The sequence below is a fragment of the Rhizobium etli 8C-3 genome (genome assembly GCF_001908375.1).
In the GTDB taxonomy this organism is placed as follows: domain Bacteria; phylum Pseudomonadota; class Alphaproteobacteria; order Rhizobiales; family Rhizobiaceae; genus Rhizobium; species Rhizobium etli_B.
The window spans coordinates 1,709,210-1,726,672 of record NZ_CP017244.1; the positions used below are offsets into that span (position 1 = coordinate 1,709,210).

At 60.7% G+C, this 17,463-nt stretch carries 16 protein-coding genes and 1 pseudogene; 11 read left to right on the plus strand and 6 right to left on the minus strand.

The window, feature by feature from the left end; all coding sequences use genetic code 11:
• The first annotated feature begins 4 nt into the window (after positions 1-4).
• Complete coding sequence (locus tag AM571_RS33015) at positions 5-460, plus strand: RpiB/LacA/LacB family sugar-phosphate isomerase (protein WP_074065133.1); 456 nt, start codon at positions 5-7, stop codon at positions 458-460.
• A gap of 252 nt (positions 461-712) precedes the next feature.
• Here the strand turns inward: AM571_RS33015 and AM571_RS33020 are convergent, their stop codons facing one another.
• The 3 genes from AM571_RS33020 to AM571_RS33030 all read right to left on the minus strand — a co-directional run bounded on the left by AM571_RS33020 (position 713) and on the right by AM571_RS33030 (position 1,687).
• Positions 713-988, minus strand: coding sequence for a hypothetical protein (locus AM571_RS33020; RefSeq protein WP_074065134.1), 276 nt, complete (start codon positions 986-988; stop codon positions 713-715).
• A gap of 133 nt (positions 989-1,121) precedes the next feature.
• Positions 1,122-1,346, minus strand: a complete 225-nt coding sequence (locus tag AM571_RS33025) for a hypothetical protein (protein ID WP_074065135.1) — start codon at positions 1,344-1,346, stop codon at positions 1,122-1,124.
• Positions 1,347-1,477: 131 nt separating this feature from the next.
• On the minus strand, positions 1,478-1,687 hold the full coding sequence (locus tag AM571_RS33030) for a cold-shock protein (RefSeq protein ID WP_011650239.1): 210 nt from the start codon (positions 1,685-1,687) through the stop codon (positions 1,478-1,480).
• A 911-nt stretch (positions 1,688-2,598) separates the two neighbouring features.
• Here AM571_RS33030 and AM571_RS33035 point away from each other — a divergent pair.
• The 3 genes and pseudogenes from AM571_RS33035 to AM571_RS33045 form a co-directional block, all read left to right on the plus strand.
• Positions 2,599-3,102: a cupin domain-containing protein gene (locus tag AM571_RS33035; RefSeq protein WP_074065721.1), complete on the plus strand. Its 504-nt coding sequence runs from the start codon at positions 2,599-2,601 to the stop codon at positions 3,100-3,102.
• Positions 3,103-3,390: 288 nt separating this feature from the next.
• Positions 3,391-4,857, plus strand: a complete 1,467-nt coding sequence (locus tag AM571_RS33040; RefSeq protein WP_074065136.1) for an MDR family MFS transporter — start codon at positions 3,391-3,393, stop codon at positions 4,855-4,857.
• Between the two features lie 94 nt (positions 4,858-4,951).
• Positions 4,952-5,301, plus strand: a pseudogene (locus tag AM571_RS33045) (winged helix-turn-helix transcriptional regulator); the annotation flags it as partial.
• A 689-nt stretch (positions 5,302-5,990) separates the two neighbouring features.
• Here the strand turns inward: AM571_RS33045 and AM571_RS33050 are convergent.
• The gene (locus tag AM571_RS33050; protein WP_081377315.1) at positions 5,991-7,382 is read right to left on the minus strand and encodes a hypothetical protein; all 1,392 of its coding nucleotides are present in this window, start codon (positions 7,380-7,382) and stop codon (positions 5,991-5,993) included.
• Between the two features lie 257 nt (positions 7,383-7,639).
• Positions 7,640-7,915, minus strand: a complete 276-nt coding sequence (locus AM571_RS33055; protein WP_132551812.1) for a hypothetical protein — start codon at positions 7,913-7,915, stop codon at positions 7,640-7,642.
• A gap of 358 nt (positions 7,916-8,273) precedes the next feature.
• Between AM571_RS33055 and AM571_RS33060 the strand changes: the two genes are divergently transcribed.
• From AM571_RS33060 to AM571_RS33080, 5 genes are all read left to right on the plus strand, one after another.
• The gene (locus AM571_RS33060; RefSeq protein WP_074065138.1) at positions 8,274-9,587 is read left to right on the plus strand and encodes an ABC transporter substrate-binding protein; all 1,314 of its coding nucleotides are present in this window, start codon (positions 8,274-8,276) and stop codon (positions 9,585-9,587) included.
• A gap of 177 nt (positions 9,588-9,764) precedes the next feature.
• On the plus strand, positions 9,765-10,646 hold the full coding sequence (locus tag AM571_RS33065; RefSeq protein ID WP_074065139.1) for a branched-chain amino acid ABC transporter permease: 882 nt from the start codon (positions 9,765-9,767) through the stop codon (positions 10,644-10,646).
• Positions 10,643-11,605, plus strand: coding sequence for a branched-chain amino acid ABC transporter permease (locus AM571_RS33070; protein WP_074065140.1), 963 nt, complete (start codon positions 10,643-10,645; stop codon positions 11,603-11,605). Before AM571_RS33065 ends, AM571_RS33070 begins: the two co-directional genes overlap by 4 nt.
• A complete protein-coding gene (locus AM571_RS33075) occupies positions 11,593-12,336 on the plus strand; it encodes an ABC transporter ATP-binding protein (protein ID WP_074065141.1) in 744 nt (247 codons plus the stop codon). Before AM571_RS33070 ends, AM571_RS33075 begins: the two co-directional genes overlap by 13 nt.
• A 3-nt stretch (positions 12,337-12,339) precedes the next feature.
• The gene (locus tag AM571_RS33080) at positions 12,340-13,038 is read left to right on the plus strand and encodes an ABC transporter ATP-binding protein (protein WP_074065142.1); all 699 of its coding nucleotides are present in this window, start codon (positions 12,340-12,342) and stop codon (positions 13,036-13,038) included.
• 2 nt (positions 13,039-13,040) lie between these two features.
• On the opposite strand, the gene AM571_RS33085 is transcribed toward AM571_RS33080, so the two are convergent.
• Positions 13,041-13,520 (minus strand): MarR family winged helix-turn-helix transcriptional regulator, encoded by a 480-nt coding sequence (locus AM571_RS33085; protein ID WP_081377262.1) that lies wholly within the window; start codon positions 13,518-13,520, stop codon positions 13,041-13,043.
• A gap of 298 nt (positions 13,521-13,818) precedes the next feature.
• Between AM571_RS33085 and AM571_RS33090 the strand changes: the two genes are divergently transcribed.
• Positions 13,819-14,670, plus strand: a complete 852-nt coding sequence (locus AM571_RS33090; protein ID WP_074065143.1) for an FAD binding domain-containing protein — start codon at positions 13,819-13,821, stop codon at positions 14,668-14,670.
• Positions 14,667-17,456, plus strand: coding sequence for a molybdopterin-dependent oxidoreductase (locus AM571_RS33095; RefSeq protein ID WP_074065144.1), 2,790 nt, complete (start codon positions 14,667-14,669; stop codon positions 17,454-17,456). Before AM571_RS33090 ends, AM571_RS33095 begins: the two co-directional genes overlap by 4 nt.
• Positions 17,457-17,463 lie beyond the last annotated feature (7 nt).

A 17,463-nucleotide genomic window follows, 5' to 3' on the forward strand; every position in this document is an offset into this window, starting at 1 on the left:
AAATATGAAGCTTGCCATTGCAGGAGACAGCGTCGGCGAAGGCCTCGCCAAAATTCTGGCTGAGCATCTAAAAGACCGCTTCGAAGTGCACGAAGTCTCGCGCACGAGCGCCGGCGCCGACCCTTTCTACGCCAACATCTCGGACCGCGTCGCCTCGGCTGTCATTGATGGCACCTACAACAAAGCGATCCTCGTTTGCGGTACCGGCATCGGCGTCTGCATCTCGGCCAACAAGGTTCCGGGCATCCGCGCTGCCCTGACCCACGACACCTATTCTGCCGAGCGCGCAGCGCTTTCTAATAATGCGCAGATCATCACCATGGGAGCGCGCGTCATCGGAACCGAGCTTGCAAAGTCGATCGCTGATGCATTTCTTTCCCATACCTTTGATGAAAACGGTCGGTCTGCCGGTAATGTCAAAGCCATGGATGATCTCGACGCAAAGTACAAATCCCGGTAACCCATGCTGGCGATGAAGGCAGGTACCGACATTGCCCAATGTCTTAAACGCCAGAGCGGAAGGGCTGTGGCCGTGGGTATGGATGCGATCGCAATGTCGTGACTTCCACTTTAACACCCGCCTGATCGACGATCGTTGCTGTCAGCTCCAGAAGAAGCTCAACGACCCCGCGCGACCGACGATGAGGTCGTTGGCTCGTTTGTGCCCCGACTGCTCACGTCAGCGCTGGCTGAAAAATGCCAGCAGCTGTTGTCATGCCCGATCATATGTAAACGAGGTCAGCAGGGTCGTGACGAAATTACTCGCCCTTTCCTTGACCAGGACTTCCGTCCACTCATCTGTCCCACGCAGCCTCAGATCCGTATAAATGCTGTCCACGGCTGCCGCTTCGATACGCTTGAGATGTGTCTTGAATGAAGCCTCGCCGCTACCGTGATACATGTCCCTGATCACCATGCGCAGAATTTCCTGGATGGCAATTTGCCAGGCCGTATTGATCGACTGAAGTTCCTTCGTATCCGGTGCCATTGAGGCTTCCTTTGGTGTGAGTGAACTGTCAGCACGCCCCCGTCTGTTGCGCCCGCAGTCGCGGCGCGCCACTTTGAACGCTCATTATTTCTGGCGTTGTGAATATCTTCATCCAGAGCGGGTGAGATCGCGGTCAGCTGGCCTTGGCGCGTTTTACCAGCAGGGCGGACGTTGACGACGCGCGGTCATCGAGCTCCCTTGCAAGGCGCGCCTCCCGAAGCCGTAAGGTCTTCGCCTCCCGGGACTGGGCAACCGATTCGAGCTCTTCGGCCGCCTTGTTCTTTGCGAAGAACTGCGTCTGAATATTACCGAAGGCGATCTCCGCCTGTTGGCGAGATTTGCTGTAGGTCTCTGTCATCTTGGCTCCGATAGGCAGGCTCGAGGAACGAGCGAAAGCAAAAAGGGCCAGGCAGATCGCCTGGCCCCGAATTGATGATCTGCATCCGACAGTGCCAGTACATCCGTGGTCAAAGGAAAGCAGATATCGATTTAAGCGTTCTGCAGGTTGCAGGCCGACATCTTGCCCGACTTGTTGTCGCGCTCGAGATCAAAGCCAATCTTCTGGCCCTCGACGAGATCGCGCATTCCGGCACGCTCGACGGCAGAGATGTGAACGAAGGCGTCAGCGCCGCCGTTGTCCGGCTGAATGAAGCCGAAGCCCTTGGTGGAATTGAACCATTTAACTGTGCCAGTGGTCATGATGAACCCTTTCATAGCAATATTGAAAAACCGCAGCGCCAACGCGATGCGGACGAGATAGCGATTTTTGAAAGGAAGTTCGTTCAGGCGCGGTGCCAATCGCGCGATAACCAAGCTAGCAAGCAAAATTCGACAATCAGTCATATAGCTGACCTACGCCGGGTCGTCAACTATTAGTTTTCCGTTGATATGCCCGTCATCTTTTGGTTGTTCTCGTTCCCCTTACACGCAATTGCGCGCCCATCTCAACGAACGGCGTGCCGTGAACTGCTGAAGGGACTTCAGGAACAAAGCCAGGGCTTAAGCAATCGTCGCAGATTCCGCAGCCATCAGGGTCCATAAGCTGGCTTCGGCGGCTGCGCTGGCAACACACACAGACAAAGGAGCTTTGAGACGGACCACGGTGTAGCGGCGGCAATATCTCGATGTCAAAACAGGACGGTTTAACCGATGACGGGGCCATTCTTTCGCTCCTCTTGTGCTCCCGCAATTGAGATAGGAGCGGCAGTCCCCTGCTTCAAGCTCCCGATGAAGCAGCACGAGCGGATGCGGGCGAGGAAATTTGCCGGCGAGTGATGTCTGGATCGAGGTCGTCGCAAGGCGAGGGTGACGATCGGCGGATCGATCGGCAGGGCGATCGATCCTGACAACAACTTGGTCATTGCTTCGGTATCCTCTACACTAGACGAACCACCGAAAGAGCCTTCGATCGCCAGCGATTGCCGATTGGCGAAGTGACCGGCACCTGCACATGGGACCAGGGGGCATGTTGACACTGCCGATGTCAATCCCGGCCGGCCGGTCCGCACGCCCGTCGATATCGTTGACGCGGTTCACAGCCTCAGCGCATGCGCGTCGGCCGCCTGATCCGAGCAAACCAGAGCCCCAAGCAGACAAGAATCGAGAACAGAGTGACCCACGACCACAATCGAGACGACCACGACGAACATCACCATCCTGTGCAGGATCATTGGCGCGAGAATGGCGTCAAGGTCATTGCCGGCAATTCGCTCGACCCGAACACGGCTCAAACACCTGGAATGAACCGCGCCACCGCCATCAGCAAGGCGCGTGCCGGAGCGGAAAAGATCTGGGCCGGCACGGTAACGATCCACGCCAATGCCAAGACCGGCGCCCACCATCATGGCGATCTCGAAAGCATCATCTACGTGGTCAAGGGCAAGGCCCGCATGCGTTGGGGCGAAAAGCTTCAATACACGGCCGAAGCTGGTCCTGGCGATTTCATCTACGTGCCGCCATTCGTTCCCCATCGAGAAATCAACGCCAGTCGCGACGAGACCTTGGAATGCGTCGTCGTCCGTTCTGGTCAGGAACCGGTGGTCGTCAACCTTGATATCGAACCGGTCGAAAAGCCTGAAGAGATCCGCTGGATTGATCCAATCCACCGCGAGTAATTGAGCGGTAACGCGAAGGACGGAACAGATGGATAGATCTGGTCAGAAAATCTGATTCCATCACGATTTATCTTCAACATCTCGCGCCCGGTGCTCAGTGTTGAACGCCACCAGGGGATCGGCCCGGATCCTTGTCCTGCGGCTGACAATGAGATGTCGGATCAGCCAGGCTGGGTCGATGGCAGTCAAATCGTCGCTTGACGCAAGAGACCTGAGGAATAGTTAGCTCCTCATGCAATAGCCCGTCATCGCCGCCCCCCTCACCGCCCCTTTTCTGAAGAGCCATCTATGTCTGAAAAAACTTCCCATCGCGGGCTCGTTGTGGTCGCGATCATGGCAAGCATGGCGATGATTGCCATTGAAGCGACGATCGTTTCGACGGCGATGCCGCAAATTGCCGCCCAACTGGGACAGATCAACCTCTATTCCTGGGTTTTCTCGTCATTCCTGCTGACGCAGACGGCGACAACCGTCGTCTTCGGAAAGCTCGCGGATATTTATGGCCGCAAGCCGATGATCCTCCTGGGTATCGGATTGTTCCTGTTCGCATCCGTGCTTGCCGGCTTTGCATGGTCAATGCCGTCGATGATTGCCTTTCGGCTGCTCCAGGGTATCGGTGCAGGATCGATTCAGCCTGTCGCCATGACCATCGTTGCCGATCTTTTCCCCGGAAACCAACGCGGCAAGGTCCAAGGCTACCTCGCAAGCGTTTGGGCTCTGTCGGCCGTCGTCGGTCCACTCCTCGGCAGCCTGATCATCCACAATCTTCCATGGGCCTGGGTATTCTGGATCAATGTGCCGGTCGGACTGCTCGCCGCATTGGGTTTCATGCTGTTTTTGCACGAGGAGAAGCCAAGCCGAATAGTCTCTGTCGATGTGCTCGGCGCTGTACTGTTCGCCATTTCGATTTCCTCGCTGATGATTGCCTTGACCGAAATGGAAGATGCCGTTTCCGGTCAGGCCGTCGCTGCCCTCATCGTCTTTATCGTCACTTTGGCTGTTTTCATCTGGCAGGAACGCCGTGCCGAAGCGCCCATGGTCGCTCCTGACCTCTGGCTGAAACGGCCGATAGCGTTCGCAAACCTGGCTGTGTTTTTTGCAAGTATGTCAATCATGGGCCTGACGACCTTTCTTCCGATGTATGTGCAGACGGTTCTCGACCGCTCGCCCCTTGTGGCGGGTTTCGCATTGACCATGTTGCTCCTGGGTTGGCCCTGCGGTGCAACGATCGCATCCCGCCAATTTGCCCGTTTCGGATTGCGACCGATCATGATCGCCGGCAGCCTCTGCATTCCGGCGGGCACGTGCCTGCTGGTTATGCTGACGCCCTCGAGTTCGGCTGTCCTGGCTGGCGCCGGATCGTTAGTGATGGGTTTCGGTATGGGATTGCTCAACATCTGTGCCTTGATCCTTACGCAGGAAAGCGTGAACTGGTCTGAACGCGGCAGTGCGACCGCCTCGAACGTCTTTTCGCGCAATCTTGGCAGCACGCTTGGTGCAGCCGTACTCGGTGCAGTATTGACATATGGACTGGCGCACAGCGCCAGCGGCCAGGCTATCACGCCGGAGCAGCTGCGGGCTCTCTTGAATGGCACGGGGGCGGCCGTCACTGGTGCAGAAGAACTCCGGCTCGTCCTTCAGCATGCCCTGCATTCCACCTTCTTGGTCATGCTGGTGGCTGCAGTCATGATCGTTCCCGCCTGTCTGTTTGTTCCGCGACCCTTGGCACATCGGGAGGTGCAGCAAGAGACCTGAGGCAGCATTGTGCGTCGTCAGCCCCGTTGGAGTGCGGAGGTGCCGCGCTTGGTGACCGGTGCGTTCGAATCCAGCGGAATGGCGACCAACCTGCAAGAGCCTCGGTATCGCGCCGACGATGCTGACGGGCGGCTCACATCACTGACCGAGGAGGGGTTGCTGGAAAAACGCCGCCATTTTGATCATCCGCCACGGGACGAGTATGTGCTGACGAAATCCGGACGCGACTTTCTGCCGGTTCTGTTTGCGATCGCCGTGTGGGGCGCAATGATCGCGGCGGAGGCGAGGTGACCCGTTCTTCGACGCGAAGACCGGGACGAAGATCGATCCCGCCACCGTCGACCGCGCGACCGGCGCTCCGCTCGGACCACGTCCTATCCGTATCGCCGCACCCCAATGAGCTGCCTAACGGCCGATGGAGCGGTTCCTGGCGACTTCTGTTGAAAGCGCGCTTCCAGCGCATAGTTGCCGGTGCCGGTGGTAGTCCGTTCGTCGGGCAAAGCCTGATGGACATCGCTTTATCTCGAGGCATATCACCAGCCGCCGCGGCTTGTCCTTCCTCAATGAGCCCCTCCAAAACAAAAAAACCTGCCGCGGGAGGAGGTGCGGCAGGCTTTCTAAGAATAACCGAACAGCAGCTTGAACGGGAGGAGTGCCGCTGTTCTCATGACACGCCCTCGGGAGGAGGATAAGGGCGCCTTTTCCTCGAAGCGACATGGGAGGAGGTACATCGCTTCGACAAGGGGAGAAATACCTCAGGCGCTGATTAGTTCCTAGGCATTTCCTTGCAGACCAGCCATGCGCCATGCGAAAAGCGGGAGGCTCTTAATCGCCCGTGCCTTGCCCGAACCGCAAGACAAAGCGCCCGCTCTTGAAGAGACAGGCGCTTCAGACATCAATGATTGGAGCGACAAGCGGCCGTTAGCGGGACCACAGCAGCCCGGGCGACGGAGCAAATTTAGCTGCGGTCGATACCGAGGTCGTGAAGCTCGCGGTCGTCATACGGCCAATTCCGCAACGGTTTGACGCCCGAGGATTGTCTGGTGTTGTTGGAGATGTTCACCTTGGACTTCGCCGACGACGACGCCCGGCCGGCGTTCAACAAGGCCGATGGAGACGGTACACTGTCATTTCTATCCTGCCACTGGCGTTGACAGCAGCCATAAGCCGAAGACGGTATAAATGACCATCCCTGCTGCGAGAAGAAGTTGGCTGCAGACGGCGCGCTTGGTCGTGCCGAAATGCTCGATTGCGACCATGTGGGCGAGCATGATGCCGGCGATATGTCCCGCCACCACGATGACGGTTTGGACGGTCCAGAGGATCGAAACCCTTTCCAGATAGGTGAGAAAGGATGTCGTCGGATGCAGATGCGCCGTCCCGAACAAATTCCATCCGAGCGAAAAGGGATCGGATATCGCGGCGGCAAAATACTGGCCATTAACAAGCAGCACCGTCAGGTAATGGGCAGCGTGAAAGGCGATCGAGATTGGAATGATGGAGACGACGAACAGCCCGGCCGAAGCCGCAAGCGCCGCCGGACGGGCCTCAGCTGCAGCGCGGTTTCCCAGATAGACGGTGAGATAGAAGACGAAGGCAAGCGCGGCAAATGCGGCCAGAAGCCCGAAGGTATTGACCGTCATCACCGCGCTGCGGCCGGGAAATTCGAGCGGGTTGACGCCAATCAATCCGAGCCATGTGAAGGTCTTCGAAAATCCGTCGAAAGAGACAGTGGCAAGCGTCAGAAGCACGAATAGCGTGGCGCTGACGGAGAGCGGACGCCCGGTGACAGAGCGCCGGCCAGGACATGTGAGCACGAGCCAACGGCGGCCTTGTCTTCGTCGCCCCGAGAACGGAGCGACCCTACCGACAAAGTGGAAGAAGACCGACAGCGCCTCTCCTCGCCGCATCCATTCGCCTTGCCCGAAAACGATGATCGCAACGAGATTGAAAAGGAAATAGATTGCAGCCGCGACCGCCAGTTCCGGCGGATTGTCAGGCGCCAGGGAAACGAGTTCGTACCAGGCAATCAATAGGAACATCAGAGATGCCGGCAGGTAGCCTGCGGTCTTGGGCAAGGTGACGAGCGCCGTTCGTGCCAGATGGCTGCCCGTCATGCTCCTCAGCACCGCAAGCAGCCCCGTCCAGGGATTGAGCCATGGCCACAGATTGCCGAAAAACGCCTGCAGAAGCGTGAACCCGACCCACAGGACTGTCCAGACCGTCAGCGGCAGGAGGTTTTCCAGCGGATCCGGCGTGGCGAAAAGGCCAGCGGCAATAAGGATCGCGAACAGCAAGAAACTGAAGAGACTGGCGGCATTGCGAGGTATGCGAGGCAGCCGCGCGCAGGTCAGTTCAGCGCGCATGAGCGCTTTGGCCCAGGCCGCGGGCAGGATGGCGAGCGTCACGAAGGAGGCAGTGACCGCCAGCGCCCCGCCCGTTCGGTAATAGCCGGTCGGCAGCAGCATGACGAAACCGCGTTCGCTGCCATGGGCAAAAGCGGGGCAAGCAATTGAGACAGCCATGGCCACACTGCCGGCGGCAAGAGCCGCGCTTTTTTGCAAGACCGCAAGGATGGACGCATTGCCCCCGCGCGCGGCAGATCCAGTGTACCAACGAACGCTGATCGTCATCCCTGCCCTCGCAGATTATCGTTTGCATACGAACACAAATTAAAGGCGAATGTCCATGCCGAACCTCGTCATCGACTTTAAGATGGTATCTGCCTCGGCGGCAATCTTGCCGTAGCGGTGGCGATGAGGTCGTTTCCAAGCTCGAAGAGCTAGCGGCGCCACGCCAAAGCGTGGTTCTCGCCGAGCAACTGCAGCCTGCGCGTCATTCGTCCTTTGCCAGCAACCACGACGGTGGCGCCTGCCATGAGCAGCGCTTTATGGCGAGCAGGGCCCCTGGCCGGATCATTGCCGCCCTTGACTGCGCGACAATCCACGCGGGCACGCATGACAGGAGGAGCAAATCGTGATCCGCAAGAGCTTGCGCGCAGGTGATCGGCAACCATTTCGCCTTCTTCCAGGACGACTGCGAGACACGGCGCGGGCATGGCGGTTTTCTTTGCCGAACGCGGCATCCCGCAAGGCCGTGTTGTCCAAGCTTGCGACTGATTCCCGCTTGCTCGATACCGCCTGTAGGGCTGGCAAGCCCAGCGTCATGTTGTCGGCTTGCGGGGTATTGGCATTTGCGGCTCGGGCGAGCGCCAAGTTGCAGCCATGCGCGAGGCGGGCATAACGATCGTCGAGAGCTCGAAGTCAGCGATGCGAACGGGCTGTTCAACCTCCACGAGGGATCGCAGATGCCTGACCCTTGTCAATTACATTTTCTCGTGATTTGTTGGCAAACGAACGATCTGACACGGTATAAACAGACGGCAGACGTCCGCTTTCAGCACAGGGGAACCAACAATGTCCAACAGCATTATAAAGCCCCAAAAGGGCATTTCCAGACGTTCGGTCTTGCAGGGAATGGGTGCTGCCGCCGGTACGGGCCTGGCCCTGCAGGCGATGCCCGGCTTCGTCCGCTACAGTCAGGCGGCCACGTCGGAGCCGGTGAAGATCGGCCTCCAGCTCCACCGTACCGGCATCGGCGCCTCCTACGGGCGCTGGTACGAGCGCGTGACGGCTGCCGCCGTGAAGGTCATCAATGACGGCGGCGGCATCAACGGTCGGCCGGTCGAGGTCATCGTCGAGGATGACGGCACCGATCCCAAGCGCGGCGCCGAAGTCGTTGAGAAATTCGCGACGCAGCACAAGGTCGACGTGGCCTACGGCACGCTCTTTTCGCATGTGGTCATCGGATCTGCGCCGCGCGCCGGCGAACTGAAGCTGCCCTACGTCGTCGTCTCGGAGGGCCATCACGTGGCCTCCGGCAAGCTCAATCGCTATGTCTTCCAGCCGGGCATTACCGATGTACGTTCGCAGGTCATCGCAATGGCGCCGTGGATTTCCAAGAATCTCGGCAAGAAGGTCACAATGATCTTCCCTGACTTTGCCTTCGGCCACGATCACCGCGATTATTTCTCCGAGGCGATCAAGGCGCAGGGCGGCCAGGTCGCGGGGCTCATCGCCATCCCTCCGACTGAATCCTCCTTCACCCGCTATCTGCCGCAGATCTCCTCCGATACCGAAGTGCTCTACCACGTCATGGTCGGCCCGGCTGTGCTCACCTTCGTCAAGGAGCTCGGTCAATTCTTCGGCTCCAGCCGGCCGCAGATCTTCGGCTTCATCGACAGCCTTGAGGCGGTTGACCTTGCGACGCCGCAGCTCGAATTCCTGGAAGACACTTATTTCTGGGAAGGCAACCCGCGCTACGCCCAGAAGGACCAGACAGAGTACGACAAATTCTACCGCGAGATGGTTGGCGTGGATGCCAATGGCGCCAGCACCTCGGATCAAAAGGACATCTCGACCTATTCCCACATGTTCGGCTGCTGGGAGTCGCTCTTTGCCATCAAGCAGGCGATGGAAGCCAGCGGCTATGAGGGCCAGACGCCTAAGGACAAGCAGGGCTTCATCGAGGCTATGGAGGCGATCCAGAAGTTCGATGAGGGCCGCGAACATCCGCAGGGTGACAAGATCTTCAACGGCAAGAACCACCAGTGCTACGGTCACCAGAACATTTCCAAGGTGACCGGCGGGCGCCTTGAAGTCGTCCACAGGACGGCGATCGAGGACGGTCTTTACGAGGTTAGTGCCGACTACACGACAATGTCCCTCTAGCCTCCAAAGGCTGAAGCGCCGCGGCAGCTTGAAAGCAATCCCGTCGCGGCCGATTGTGCTCGGTCCGGTCCGGCCGCAACGCGACCGGGAGGGCCATACGTGCGGCGTTGCGCGGGGTGCGGGATTTGTGCACTCCTGAGCGAGGCTCTGGCATAACCCCTTTCAGAGGATATTGTCGTGGATCTCGGCCCTTTTTTGCTGCTGGCAACACTCGAAGGCCTGCTACAGGCGGCGGTGCTGACGCTGACGGCTCTCGGCTTGAGCCTGGTTTTCGGCGTCATGCGCATCGTCAACGTCGCGCATGGCGAATTCTACATGCTGGGCGCAGTCATTGCCTGGTGGACTGCATCGCTGTTGTCGTCCAATCCGGCTGCGGGTTTCTTTCTGGCGCTGGTTATCAGTCCGCTTTTGGTGGGCGCAATCGCCTATGCCTGCGAGCGGCTGATCCTGAAGCGCCTGGAATATGATCCGGAAGCGACCATCGTGGCCACCATCGGCATGCTCTATGTCATTCAGCAGACAGTGCTGATCGCCTACGGCCCGGATGCCCACCCGGTCGAGGCGCCCTTCTTCTTCCGCGTCCAGTTTCCGTGGTTCGGCTATTCCGGCTACAATCTCTTTGTCATAGCCGCCGCGATCGCGCTGCTCGGCCTCTGCTGGTACATCCTTACGAAAACGCGGCTTGGCCTCATCATGCGGGCGACCCAGTTCGATCGCGAAACGGCGCAAGCCTTCGGGATCCCGATCGGCAAGGTCTACGGCTATGTCTTCGCCGCCGGCGCCATGCTCGCGGCGATCGCGGCGGTGCTGATCGTGCCGATCCGGCAGGCGCATTACCTGATGGGACTCGATCCTTTGCTGCTTTCCTTCATCGTCGTCATCATCGGCGGCCTCGGGAGCCTGCGCGGTACGGTCATCGCCGCGCTGATCATCGGCCTCAGTGACGGCATCATCTCCGTCTTCTTCTCACCGACGCTCGCCAAGATGATCTCGACGCTGCTGGTCGCGCTCGTTCTCGTCTTCAAACCCCAGGGCCTTTTCGGAGCGAGGGCACGATGACCGCACCGAGCTTCACCAAGGCCGCCGGGCTCCACCTCCTCGTCATCATGTCGCTGTTCGTTCTGCAGTTCGTCCTGCCGGCTTACCACCACCTGGCAATCACCCGCATAATGGTGCTCGCAGTCTTTGCCATGGGCTATAACCTGCTCTTCGGCTATGCTGGGCTGCTCAGCCTCGGTCATGCGCTGTTCTTCGCTGCCGGGCTCTACGGTGCGGGGCTCACGGCCTATCACCTGGGATGGAGCGTACCGGCGGCATTTGTTGCCGGCACTGGCTCGGGCTTCCTCGCATCGCTGCTGATCGGGCTGATCTCGTTGAGAACAAGCGGCGTCGCCTTCATGATCGTAACCATGATGTTTGCGCAGGTCTCCTATCTCGCAAGCCTTTATTTTACCACCTACACCCGCGGCGACGAGGGTCTGGTGATGCCGCAAGCAGCCCGCCGCTTCGAGCTTTTCGGCGCAAACTTCGATCTCACCGATCCGACCGTCCGTTACAATATCGCGCTGGCGCTGCTGACGCTGACGACCGTCGTCATCTTCGCCATTGTTCGCGGAACGACCGGCCGCACACTGGTCGCGATCCGCGAAAACGAGCCGCGCACGCTGATGCTCGGCTACGACACCTTCCGGATCAAGCTGAAGGCGCTGGTGATCTCCGGCACGCTCTCTGCGATGGCAGGCTCGGCCTATGCACTACTGTTTGCCTATGTCGGCTCGTCCTTCGCCTCGATCCAATATTCGATCGACGCGCTGCTCTTCACCCTGCTCGGCGGCGCAGGCACGGTTCTCGGACCGCTGCTCGGCACCTTCGCCATGTTCTACATGATCGATATCGCCAGCGAATACACCGCCGCCTACCTGCTGATAACCGGTCTGGCGCTCATCGCACTCGTGCTGTTCTTCCCGAAGGGCATTGTCGGGACCATCCGCGAAAGGTGGGTATCATGGCTGCCGTGACGCTACTCAGTACCAGGGGCCTGTGTCGCAATTTCGGTGGGCTGAAAGCGGTCCAGAATGTCGATTTCGAGCTGGAAGCCGGCGAGATCCGCGCGATCATCGGTCCGAACGGCGCCGGCAAGACGACCTTCGTCTCGCTGCTCTCCGGCCGCATTGCCCCGAGCAAAGGCAGTGTTGAATTCCTCGGCCGCGACATCACGCGCGAGCCTGCCTTCAAGCGCGTGCGCCAGGGTATTGCCTATACGTTTCAGATCACCAGCGTCTACTCGAAACTCAGTGCTTACGAAAACGTCGCGCTCTCCGCCCAGAGCGCACTCAGCCGCGCGAAAGAGCCGTTCGGGCGGCTACACAGCGAACAGATTGCCGAGCGGGTCGATTTCGCGCTGCGGCGCGTCGGACTGCAGGATCGTGCAGCCGCCAGGGCCGGCGAACTTTCCTACGGCCATCAACGGCTCCTGGAGGTCGCCATGGGCCTTGCCCTCGAGCCGAAACTGCTGATACTCGACGAGCCTACCCAAGGACTCTCCGACGGCGAGATCGAAAATTTCTGCGCCCTCGTCCGCGAGATCGCCGAAACTGCGACGATCCTCCTGATCGAGCACAACATGCCCGTCGTCATGCAGCTTGCCGATACGATCACCGTGTTCAACGCCGGCGAGATCCTCGCCAGCGGCACCCCGGAAGTCATCCGTGCCAATCCCGCCGTGCAGGCGGCCTATCTGGGATCCTGACCCATGCTGACTGTTACCGGGCTGAACGTCTATCACGGCACCAGCCAGACGCTGAAGGATTTCTCGATATCGGTCGGTGCCGGCGAGGTGCTCTGCCTGCTCGGCCGCAATGGCGCTGGCAAGACGACCGCTCTGAAGGCGATCATGGGCCTCCTGCCGGCGCGTTCCGGCAGCATCAGCCTTGCCGGAACGGAACTGACCGCCCTTCCCGCGCATGAAGTGCCAAGGCACGGCATCGGTTACGTGCCGCAGGGCCGGCGGCTGTTTTCGGAGCTTACCGTGCGGGATAATCTGGAGATCGGGCTGATGACGCGTAACACCTCGCGCGATATTCTCGAACAGGCACTGACCCTTTTTCCCCGCTTGCGCGAGCGGCTCAACCAGGTCTCCGGAACGCTTTCTGGTGGCGAGCAGCAGATGCTGGCCACCGCACGCGCCCTTTGCATCGATCCGTCTGTGATCATGCTTGACGAGCCGACCGAGGGGTTGATGCCCTCGATGATCGCCGCCATCCGCGATGTGGTCCTCAGACTGCGCGACCAGGGCAAGGCGATCCTGCTGGTCGAGCAGCGCGTCGATGCCGTGCTGTCGGTCGCCGATCGCGTGTCCTTCGTGGAAAACGGCCGTGTTCAGGCGACGGTTCCGGTCGATGAACTTCGCGGTAACCCGCATCTGCTCGACAGATATGTCGGGATCGCATGACCTCAGCAGATCTTGCGCAACAGCTCGAGCAGCATCAGCCGCTCGCCCGCCGTAAGCGGGCTCAGCGTCTTTTCCGAAACCGTAAGTGCTGCGACGACATTGTGCGAGATCGCTTCGAGCCCGTCTCCGGTCAGCGACAGGACGAGCCGGCGCGCGTCGTTGCTGTCCGGCAGGGTGCTGACGAAGCCACGCTTGACCAGCCTGTCGACAACTCCCTTGATGGTCGCCGCGTCCATCGCCGTTTCCCGGCCAAGCCTGTTTTGCGAGCAAGGCTGGATTTCCTTGAGCTTGGTCAGCGCCGCCCATTGCGTCGTCGTCAGCTTGTCGTTGATAAGGCTCGCGAAGATCGCCACGTGGCGCTGGTTCGCCTGGCGGAGAAAAAAACCGATCTGTTCGTGCAGCACGTAGTCGCGCGGCGCCTCTTGTGCAATCGACGCTGCTTTCTTCTCGCTCTTCTCCGCCACGGCTCGGTCTTCTCGCATTTTCTCTTGAATTTTGCCTGTATACAAATGAACTACGGACAAGGTTCGATGCGATTGACCGCCTCGTCGGCACCTGATCTTCCGCGCTTCGCCGAATTGCCCGTTTAGACTTTATGCGACAACGTGGTGACAAAGGAAAGCCCCATCGGAAAGTCCGCTGCAACTGAGGGCGTAAATCATTGTAGTAACGCCCATATTCGTCCCGCCAAGCTCGCGGGCACCACCTCAAAAGCGCGCTTGACAGCGTGGGGATGTCATCCGATACTTATTCGTATACAAATAAAAATTGGGAACAGAGATGCGCTATTACACTCCGCGGAGCTGCGAGGAGGCCGTCGCGATTCTCGCATCCGGCCCGCATGACGTACTGGCCGGCGGCACCGATTATTACCCTGCCCTTCGCGATCGCCCGGCGACGCGCGACCTGATCGATATTTCCCGTATTGACGAGCTTCGCACGATCCGAAGGCAAGGCGACGGCTGGCGCCTCGGTGCGGCCACCACCTGGAGCGATGTGGCACGCACAAACCTTCCCCCGCTCTTCCATGGCCTGCAGGCTGCTGCGCGCGAAGTGGGTGCGCTGCAGGTTCAAAACGCTGGTACGATCGCCGGCAATATCTGCAACGCTTCGCCGGCCGCCGACGGCGTGCCACCGCTTTTGACACTCGACGCCGAGGTCGAAATTGCCTCATGCGAGGGGCGCCGCACTGTTCCATTGTCTGCCTTCATAACGGGCGTTCGCAGGACTGTTTTGCGCCCTGGCGAACTGGTGACTGCGATCCTCGTGCCGCACCGGGATGCCGCTTCCGCCTTCCTGAAGCTCGGTGCCCGCAGATATTTGGTGATCTCCATCGCCATGGTTGCCGTTCTGCTCGAAGCCGACGGCTCGGGCCGCGTCGCGCAGGCGAGAATCGCTGTCGGTGCCTGCTCTGCGGTCGCCCGCCGCATAGAGGCATTGGAGAGCGAGCTTGCGGGCCAGCCGATGAACGGCGAGATCCTGGCGTCTGTCGTGGAACTTCGCCACCTTTGCCTCCTTTCGCCGATCGACGACGTGCGCGCCGATCGCGCCTATCGGCTCGAAGCCGCAGCAGAGCTGATCCGCCGCGCCTTGCGCGCAGCGCTTGCGACAGCCGGGGAGCGTGCGGCATGAACCAGATCGCTGAAGCCAAGATCGCAGCGGATGCCTTTGCCGTTAATTTCACCCTCGACGGCGAAGCTGTCGCTGCCCATGTGCATCCCGCGCGCCGGCTTTGCGAAACGCTGCGCGAGGAATTCGGCTGCAAGGACGTCAAGGTCGGCTGCAACGCCGGCGACTGCGGCGCCTGCACCATACTCCTCGACGGCGAGCCCGTCTGCTCATGCACCACAGCATCAGCGCAGGCCAATGGCCGCGCGGTCGAGACGCTGCGCGGGCTTGTGGACACCGACGCGGTTGCAAAAGGTCTCGCCGAAGCCTTCCAGCGGCACGGCGCCGCCCAGTGCGGCATCTGCACGCCGGGCGTGATCGTTACGGCAACCGCGCTGCTGCGTTCCCGTACGCCGCTGGACGAGACCGTCGTTCAAGATGCGCTTGGCGGCGTGCTGTGCCGATGCACAGGTTACCGCAAGATCATCGACGCGATCCTCGATGCCGGCGGCGCGCTCGAAAAACCCAAGACGCTAACCGAGGGCGGCGTCGGCGCGGCCATTGCCCGCATCGACGGGCTTGCAAAGGTCACGGGTCGCGAGGCCTTCGGCGATGACGTTGCGCCCGATGATGCGCTGGCACTTCGCGTCATCCGCTCGCCTTATGCGCATGCGGCTTTCGCCTTCGGCGATCTTAAGGCCTGGCGCGCGGCCCATCCCGGCGTCGAGCTGGTGCTGACGGCCAAGGACATTCCCGGCAAGAACTGCTTCGGCGTCATCCCGCCCTTTGCCGACCAGCCAGTCTTTGCCGAGAGTGTCGCGCGCTTCCGGGGCGAGGCGGTCGCGGCCGTCGTCGGTGAGGCGAATGCGATTGCCGCACTCGACCTCGATCGTTTCCCGATTGCCTGGGAAGAGCGCAAGCCGGCAATGACTGTCGCAGAAGCGCTTTTACCCGACGCAGCCGTCCTCCACGGGAACCGCGCGGGTAACGTGATGTGCGGCGGTTTCGTCCAGCGCGGAGATGTCGAAGCCGGATTCGCCGCCGCCGACATCGTCGTCGAGGGTGATTTTTCAACCGGTTTCGTCGAGCACGCCTATATCGAGCCAGAAGCCGGCTATGCTATGCGCACCGGCAATCGGCTGGAAATCTATGGCTGCACGCAGGCACCGTTCATGGACCGCGACAGCATGGCCGAGATCATGGGGCTGTCGCCCGAGGACGTGCGCGTGGTGCCTTCAGCCTGCGGCGGTGGCTTCGGCTCCAAGCTTGATCTTTCCATACAGCCCTATATCGGTCTTGCCGCCTGGCTCACCAACCGGCCGGCGCGCATGGCCTATTCGCGCACCGAATCCATGCAGTCCACCACAAAGCGCCACCCCAGCGAGATCACGATCCGCATCGGTGCGACGCAAGACGGAAAGATCACTGCCCTTGAGTTCAACGGCGATTTCAACACCGGCGCCTATGCCTCCTGGGGGCCGACGGTCGCCAATCGCGTGCCGGTACACGCCTCCGGCCCCTACTTCATCGAGAACTATCGCGCGCGGAGCAGAGCGATTCACACGCACTGTCCGCCATCCGGCGCCTTCCGCGGATTCGGCGTGCCGCAGGCGGCAGTGGCACAGGAGTCCATGCTCGACGAACTGGCGCTGAAGCTTGGCATGGACCGCCTGGAACTGCGTCAGCTAAACGCGCTCGACAACGGGCAGCCGACGGTAACGGGCCAGATCTTCGACAAGGGCGTGGGCATCAGCGCCTGTCTGGAGGCGCTACGACCGGCCTGGGATCGCGCCTGCGCGCAAGCAAAGGCTCTCAACGCCGAAGCCGCGCGCTCCGGCAGCCCGCTGCGCTGGGGCACCGGCATCGCGTCCGGCTGGTACGGCTGCGGCAACACCTCGCTGCCCAACCCCTCGATCATCAAGGCCGGCATTCGCGCCGATGGCACCGTCGTCCTGCACCAGGGCGCAACCGATATCGGCCAGGGTTCGAACACCGTCATCGCCCAGATTTTCGCAACCGCGCTCGGCGTGCCCGTCTCTGCGTGCAGGCTCGTCGGCCCGGATACCGACCTGACGCCCGATGCCGGCAAAACCTCCGCCTCCCGCCAGACCTATGTTTCCGGCAATGCCGCCAGGCTTTGTGGCGAAGCGCTGAGAAAGCAGATCCTGCGGCTCGGCAATGTCTCCGACGATGCCGAGATTAAGATCGGCGACGGCGTCGTGCGCCTCGTCGACGGCGAGGTGCGCCGCACGGTTCATCTTGGAGAAGCCCTGCCTGCCAACACGGACGGCTATGTCCTCATGGCCGAGGAAAGTTACGATCCGCCGACAAGACCGCTCGACGAGAACGGCCAGGGCCATCCCTACGCGGTCTTCGGCTATGCCGCCCAACTCGTCGAACTCAGTGTCGACATGGCGCTCGGCACCGTCAAGCTGCGGAAGTTCACCGCAGCCCATGACGTCGGCAAGGCGATCAACCCGCTGCTGATCGAGGGGCAGATCCAGGGCGGCATCGCTCAGGGTGTAGGGTTTGCGCTGATGGAGGAATTCGTTCCCGGACGTACCGAGAACCTGCACGATTACCTCATCCCGACCTTCGGCGACATTCCGCCCGTCGAGACCCTGATCGTAGAGGTCGAGGACGGCCATGGGCCCTATGGCGCCAAGGGGCTCGGGGAGCATGTGCTGATCCCGACCGCGCCGGCGATCCTCAACGCAATCCGCGATGCTGCGGGCGTGCGCCTCCACCACCTGCCAGCGACGCCGGCGAAGGTGATGGCGGCGATCCGCGCCGTGATGATGAAGAACTGACGGGAAG